Source organism: uncultured Campylobacter sp., from assembly GCF_937997405.1.
Taxonomy (GTDB): Bacteria; Campylobacterota; Campylobacteria; order Campylobacterales; family Campylobacteraceae; genus Campylobacter_B.
This window is the reverse complement of record NZ_CALKTL010000194.1, coordinates 1-5507: the sequence shown is the minus strand read 5'-3', so window position 1 is coordinate 5507 and position 5507 is coordinate 1. Positions and strand designations below refer to the sequence as shown.

At 48.3% G+C, this 5507-nt stretch carries 7 protein-coding genes; 3 read left to right on the top strand and 4 right to left on the bottom strand.

The features are described 5' to 3' along the window. From Q0372_RS10005 to Q0372_RS09995, 3 genes are all read left to right on the top strand, one after another. A partial coding sequence (locus Q0372_RS10005; protein ID WP_298105514.1) for an ABC transporter permease occupies positions 1–381 on the top strand: 381 nt, incomplete at its 5' end. Beyond that, positions 378–971, top strand: coding sequence for a hypothetical protein (locus tag Q0372_RS10000; RefSeq protein WP_298105511.1), 594 nt, complete (start codon positions 378–380; stop codon positions 969–971). The genes Q0372_RS10005 and Q0372_RS10000, both read left to right, overlap by 4 nt. Next, a complete protein-coding gene (locus Q0372_RS09995; protein WP_298105507.1) occupies positions 968–2059 on the top strand; it encodes an ABC transporter permease in 1092 nt (363 codons plus the stop codon). Before Q0372_RS10000 ends, Q0372_RS09995 begins: the two co-directional genes overlap by 4 nt. Positions 2060–2320: 261 nt before the next feature. On the opposite strand, the gene Q0372_RS09990 is transcribed toward Q0372_RS09995, so the two are convergent. From Q0372_RS09990 to Q0372_RS09975, 4 genes are all read right to left on the bottom strand, one after another. Next, positions 2321–3139, bottom strand: coding sequence for a hypothetical protein (locus Q0372_RS09990; protein WP_298105504.1), 819 nt, complete (start codon positions 3137–3139; stop codon positions 2321–2323). 143 nt (positions 3140–3282) lie between these two features. Continuing rightward, positions 3283–3945: a hypothetical protein gene (locus Q0372_RS09985; RefSeq protein ID WP_298105501.1), complete on the bottom strand. Its 663-nt coding sequence runs from the start codon at positions 3943–3945 to the stop codon at positions 3283–3285. A 115-nt stretch (positions 3946–4060) separates the two neighbouring features. Next, the gene (locus Q0372_RS09980; RefSeq protein ID WP_298105498.1) at positions 4061–4759 is read right to left on the bottom strand and encodes a hypothetical protein; all 699 of its coding nucleotides are present in this window, start codon (positions 4757–4759) and stop codon (positions 4061–4063) included. Positions 4760–4867: 108 nt separating this feature from the next. Then, entirely contained in the window at positions 4868–5461 is a 594-nt protein-coding gene (locus tag Q0372_RS09975; protein WP_298105496.1) for a hypothetical protein, read from the bottom strand. Positions 5462–5507: the final 46 nt, after the last annotated feature.

Sequence of the window (5507 nt, the reverse complement as noted above, 5' to 3'; positions counted from 1 at the left end):
CTTTTGGGTATCCCGATTCGCGGCAGCGTAGCGATGCTGCTGGCGACGCTGTGCGTCTTCGTGCTGGAGATGACCTGCCTAGGCATGCTGATCTCGGCGATCTGCAAAAATCAATTCCTAGCGCAGGAATACGCCATCGTCATCGGCTATCTACCCGTGACGTTGCTTAGCGGCATGATATTCGATCTGCGCGGACTGCCCGCGGCGGTCAACTTCATCGGGCACCTGCTGCCGCCCACATACGCGGTCGAGTCTTTTCGCATCTGCTTCCTATCGGGCGGACAGAGCGCGACGCTATGGGTAAACCTTGCCATTCAGGCGCTCGGAGCGGTTTTGTTTTTCAGCTTGTGCGTGCTTAGCGTAAAAAGGGGCGCGCGATGAAATTTTTATTTTTGCCTTACGCTTGCGCGGAGAAATTTCGCGCCGCAAAAACCGGCGCAATTAATGTTCCGCTTTCGCCCGAGGCATCGATGGCGGAATTTTACGTCGCCAAAAGAGAGGACGCGATGAAATTTTTAGAATTTTTTTGCAAGCGAGCGGAGCGCGGGCTTGAAATTTTAAAATTTCTTAGCGCGAGGCATTTTGGCTTGCAAGGTGCAGCGGTGAAGCGTAGATCTGAAATTTTAAAATTTAGCGCCGCAGAGCGCTTAAAACGCCGCTTCGAGTCGCAAAATCAAGCGGCAGAGCTTTTAAATTCTAGTTCCTTGTCGCCGCGTAAATTTAAACTTGCGCTTTTAAAATTTCCGCCCGAGCCGCCGCGCAATAGATCTGAAATTTTAAAATTTACGCTCGCACGGCGCAAATTCAAACTCGTGCCGTGCAAATCTAAATCCGAGCCGCGTAAATTTGAACCGGCGCCTGCGGTGCGTTTAAATTTTGCTTTAAATTCCGCGCCGCAAGCGCGCGCCGCTAAATTTGAAAATGGCGTTAAATTTAAAGGTGCCGCTAAATTTGAAAGGGGCGCACGATGAACGCTCTGCGAAAATCCCTGCTTCGAATCCGCGCGCTTATTAAAAAGGAATTTTTGGCGATGTTTCGCGACAAGGGCACGCGCATGGTGCTGATCGTGCCGGTGCTGGTGCAGGCGATCATATTCGGCTACGGCGCGAATTTCACCCCCGAGCAGGTGCGCTACGCGATTTTGGACGATGCCCGCGATGCGACGTCCGCCGCGCTGGTGCAGAGCATCGCCGCTACGCCGATGTTTAAGACCGAACTTGGCTGCAAAGACCTAACCTGCCTGCGCCGCGCCGTAAGCGAGGGCGAAGCGATCATCGGGATCTATTTCGGCAGCGATTTTAAGGATACGCACGAGCTTTTGATCATCGCGGATTCGCGCAATACGACCTTGGCAAACACCGTCATCGGCTTCGTGCAAGCCATAGCGGGGGAATACAACGCGCAGCATTTTGTTAATTTAATCAGCATAAATCCGCGCTATGTTTTTAACGAAAACACGATCACGCGCTACACGATCATGACGGGGATGATTTTGGGGCTTTCGATGATTCAGGTGCTGATGCTATCGGCGTTTAGCGTCTCTCGCGAGCGCGAGGAGGGGAGCTTCGATATGATGCTGATGACGCCCGCAAACCCGCTTGAGATGCTGATCGGCAAGGCCGTGCCGCCCGTACTGATCGCGATCGCGCAGGGGCTCGCGCTGTTTTTGATCTGCGTATTTTACTTTGAAATTCCGTTTCGAGGGCGCTTTGCGGATCTTTTTGCGATCATCGCGATCTTTAGCGCCTGCAACGTAGGCATCGGCCTCGTGATCTCGACCGTCTGCAAAACCTCGCTACAATCGGTCGTGAGCTCGTTTTTGTTCCTGTTGCCGTGCATTATGATAAGCGGGCTGATAACGCCTGCGGACGCGATGCCGCGGTGGTTTTACTACATCGCGCACCTCGATCCGATGTATTATGCCAACAACTGCATGTGGCGGATCTATCTGGAGGGCGCGGGCCTGGGCGAGCTGTGGCATCTCATCGTGCCACTGCTGCTGATCGGGCTTGGCACGTTGAGCTTTGCGGCGTCGCTTTTTAGAAATAAGCTGGATTAGGGATTTAGATCGGAATTTTAGAATTTCAGCTGGAATTTTGGCTTGGATTTTGCTTCGTCGGAATTTTTGGATTGAACCTCTGCTTAAAATTTTAAATTGATCGCGGAATTTCAGCTTGGAATTTTGCCCTAAATTTTGCGCGTTCGTAGCGGATAAAAATAAACCAAAATCCCGTGTTTCCGCCTGGTGCACCGCGCGTCGCGATAAAATTCCGCGCCTTAAATTTTAAAAATTTTACGAAATTCCGTATTGCGAGTAGAGTTAGAATTTAAATCCGGGGTTGCCCGGGCGTCTTGCGGCAGTCGTATCATCTGCGCTCACTTTGGAAGCAGGCATTTTTGCGGTATCTGCGCTCGCCTTGGAAGCGGGCTTTTTCGCATCGTCCGCGTCCGATTTCTTAAAAGTGGCGAGTTTGCTGTAAATGCTCGGTTTTTCGCCGTCCGCGCCTAGCTTGGTGCCATCAAGCTCGCTAGAATTTTCCGCGCCGCATAACCTTGCGGGGTTGAATTTTATCCATGCTATGATTAGCAAAATCCCCGAAAATGCAGTTACCAGCGACGCTGCGATTAGATACGGCAGCGCGAGGATTACGCCTATTTTAGCTAGCGCGCCCGATACCGCTTCGCAGGGCCACGTCACGGACACCACTATGCCGTAGATTTTAAATAAATCCACGCCGCTAAGTGTGGCTAGGCGGCAGTTTAATACGCCCCAGATTATCACCGCTGCGCACGTCGAAAGGACGTAGAGCAGGGTGTAGAGTAGATCAAGCATCGCGCCCTCCTTTAGCGCTACTACCATGGCGCAGTAGCACAAAATCGCGACGATCGGGATACTTTCTATCAGCCTATAGGTCTTAACGAAGCGCACGCCTAGTGCCTTTTCTAGGCAAACGAAGCAGTCGTAAAATATCGCTAGTGTCGCTAGTAGCGCTAAAACTCTAAAAATCGCGACCGCGTCCTCGTCTATGCTGCTTACGCCCACCGTGCCGCTTACGCCGATGCCTAGCAAAATCACGGCACCTAAAACTCCGCGGAATTTCGCCTTGCGAAGTAGATCTTGCTTTGAAATTTCTTTCATTTTTATCCTTTTAATTTTCTAAATTTACGCGCTATCTTGCAGCTTTGCTGCGTGCGGCGATGCTGCGCCGGATAGCGCGGCTTGGACGTTGCGGTTTAGACTTGCAAAAGCGCGCGGTCGCTGCAAAACGAAAGCGCTTCGGCTTAGGCGAGCTTTTCTATCTTGCTCCAAGCTAGCAGATGCACGATGCTAGTTATTATCAAGGCAGCAAACGGCAAAAATTCCTTCAATGACACGATAATTAAAACCGCATCGGAATCGCCAATTTGCGGCTTGGAGGTAGCCAAACCGAAGGGCCCTGCGCCACATAGCCAATTTAGCGCGAAAAAGAAGGCGCAGAGCCACACGTAGATCCGAAAGGTCATCACGCCGCTTACACGCGCCAAAGAAAAATTTATGCGAAGCCATGCTACGATTATGTAGATTGCGGCTGCGGGTACCGCTAAATTCCATATTGTCTCTCCTGTTGTCTCTCTAACCATCTCTTCTCTACAAGAACTTATCGGATGAAATAATGAAAACACCGCGAGGCAGATGAAAACAATTACGCAGTTGCGGTAAAGTGCCGCCGCTTTTATGCCGCTAAGCGCAGAGATTTTACAAAGCGCTCTTAGCCTATAAATCACCGAGAAACAGATAAGAGCGATAAAAATTCCACCTATGATCACGATATTATATGGATATCCCGGTATGCCCTCAAAAACAAAGTCTATCGCCATCAAAACCACCGGTAGCGCCGCTAAAAACAGATCAATGCCGGTGCTGATCATCCCATTTTTTCTTGCCTGAGATACGGTGTCTTGCACGTCGTATAATTCCTTTTAAAAATTTATTTCAATATGCAAAAAGCAGATGTAAAACGCTAATCAAACCGAAAAGAGCGAAATTTTATCGTGACAAGAGGTTTATAAAATTTAAAATTTAAACCTCTGTGCTTATCCTTTCTATCTTGCTCCAGGCTAGTAGGTGCACGATACCGGTTATTATGAGAGCGGCAAACGGCAGGAGCAGTTTAAGCATTACGACAGCAATAGCTAAAGCCGAGACCTGCTCGGTCCGCGGCTCGGAGGAAATAGCTATAGCAATAATCGCTGCATTGCATAGTATATTTAGCACAAAAAGTCCCACACAAAGCCACACATAAGTCCGAAAGGTACTCACGCCGCTTACGCGCGCTAAAGAGAAATTTATGCGAAACCATGCGACGATTATGTAAATAACGCCCACGAAAAGCGCTAGTCCAAATATTGCCGCAAATGGATTATCACTCTGCCCGCCGTCTGCGTCAGGCTCCCTCGGATAAAGGTGATTAAGCACGAGCGCTAGCGCAAAAAAGCAGACGCAGATTATTATGCAGTTGCGATAAAGTGTCGCTGCTTTTATGCCGCTAAGCGCTGAAATTTTTCGGAGCGCCTGCAATCTGAAAAATACTGAAACACAAATAAAAGCGATCAAAATTCCGCTAGCGATATAATTTATCATCTCGTCGTCAAGGCGCCATGGCTCGCTGAAAGAGACATAGCCTACCACGATAAAAACCACGGGTAATGCCGCCAAAAACAGATCGATGCCGGTGCTGATCATCCCCTCTTTTCTTGCCTGAGATACAATGAATTGCATATATAAACCCTTTTTAAAAATTTGACCCGAAGTATATATAAACAAGCATAAAATATAAATTAAACCGACAAGATCGGAATTCTATCGCGACAAGATATTTGCGAAATTCTAAACTTTTACGCTTATCTTTTCTATCTTGCTCCAGGCTAGCAGGTGCACGATGCCGGTTATTATGAGGACTATGGGTAATATCAAATGGTATAGTGCATTTAATGGAAAAAGGATGACGCAGAGCCACACATATGTCTCAAAGATCCTCACGCCGCTTACGCGCGCTAGAGCAAAATTTATGCAAAACCACGCTACGATCATGTAGATTGCGCCCGCAAACGCTATTAAAATGCACAATATCATTGCCAAATGCTTGTGTGAGATCGATAAAGGAATCAATAAAAAGATGCTTGTTATGGCAATGACACAGATGCAGACAATTACGCAGTTGCGGTAAAGCACCGCCGCCCTTATGCCGCTAAGCATTGAAATTTTGCGGAGCGCTCTTAGCCTGAAAAATACCGAAACACACAAAAGAGCAAAAATAATTCCGCCAGTGATATAGGTAGCCGTCTTGTTACCGCTAAGTCCCAGTATGCCGCCAGTAGCAATATCTAGCGCAACTAAAGTCGCAGGCACTGCCGCTAAAAACAGATCGATGCCGGTGCTGATCATCCCCTCTTTTCTTGCCTGAGATACGAGATCTTGCATATTAAGCCTTTTATATTTTGATAGTTTTATTATAAATGAAAACGCT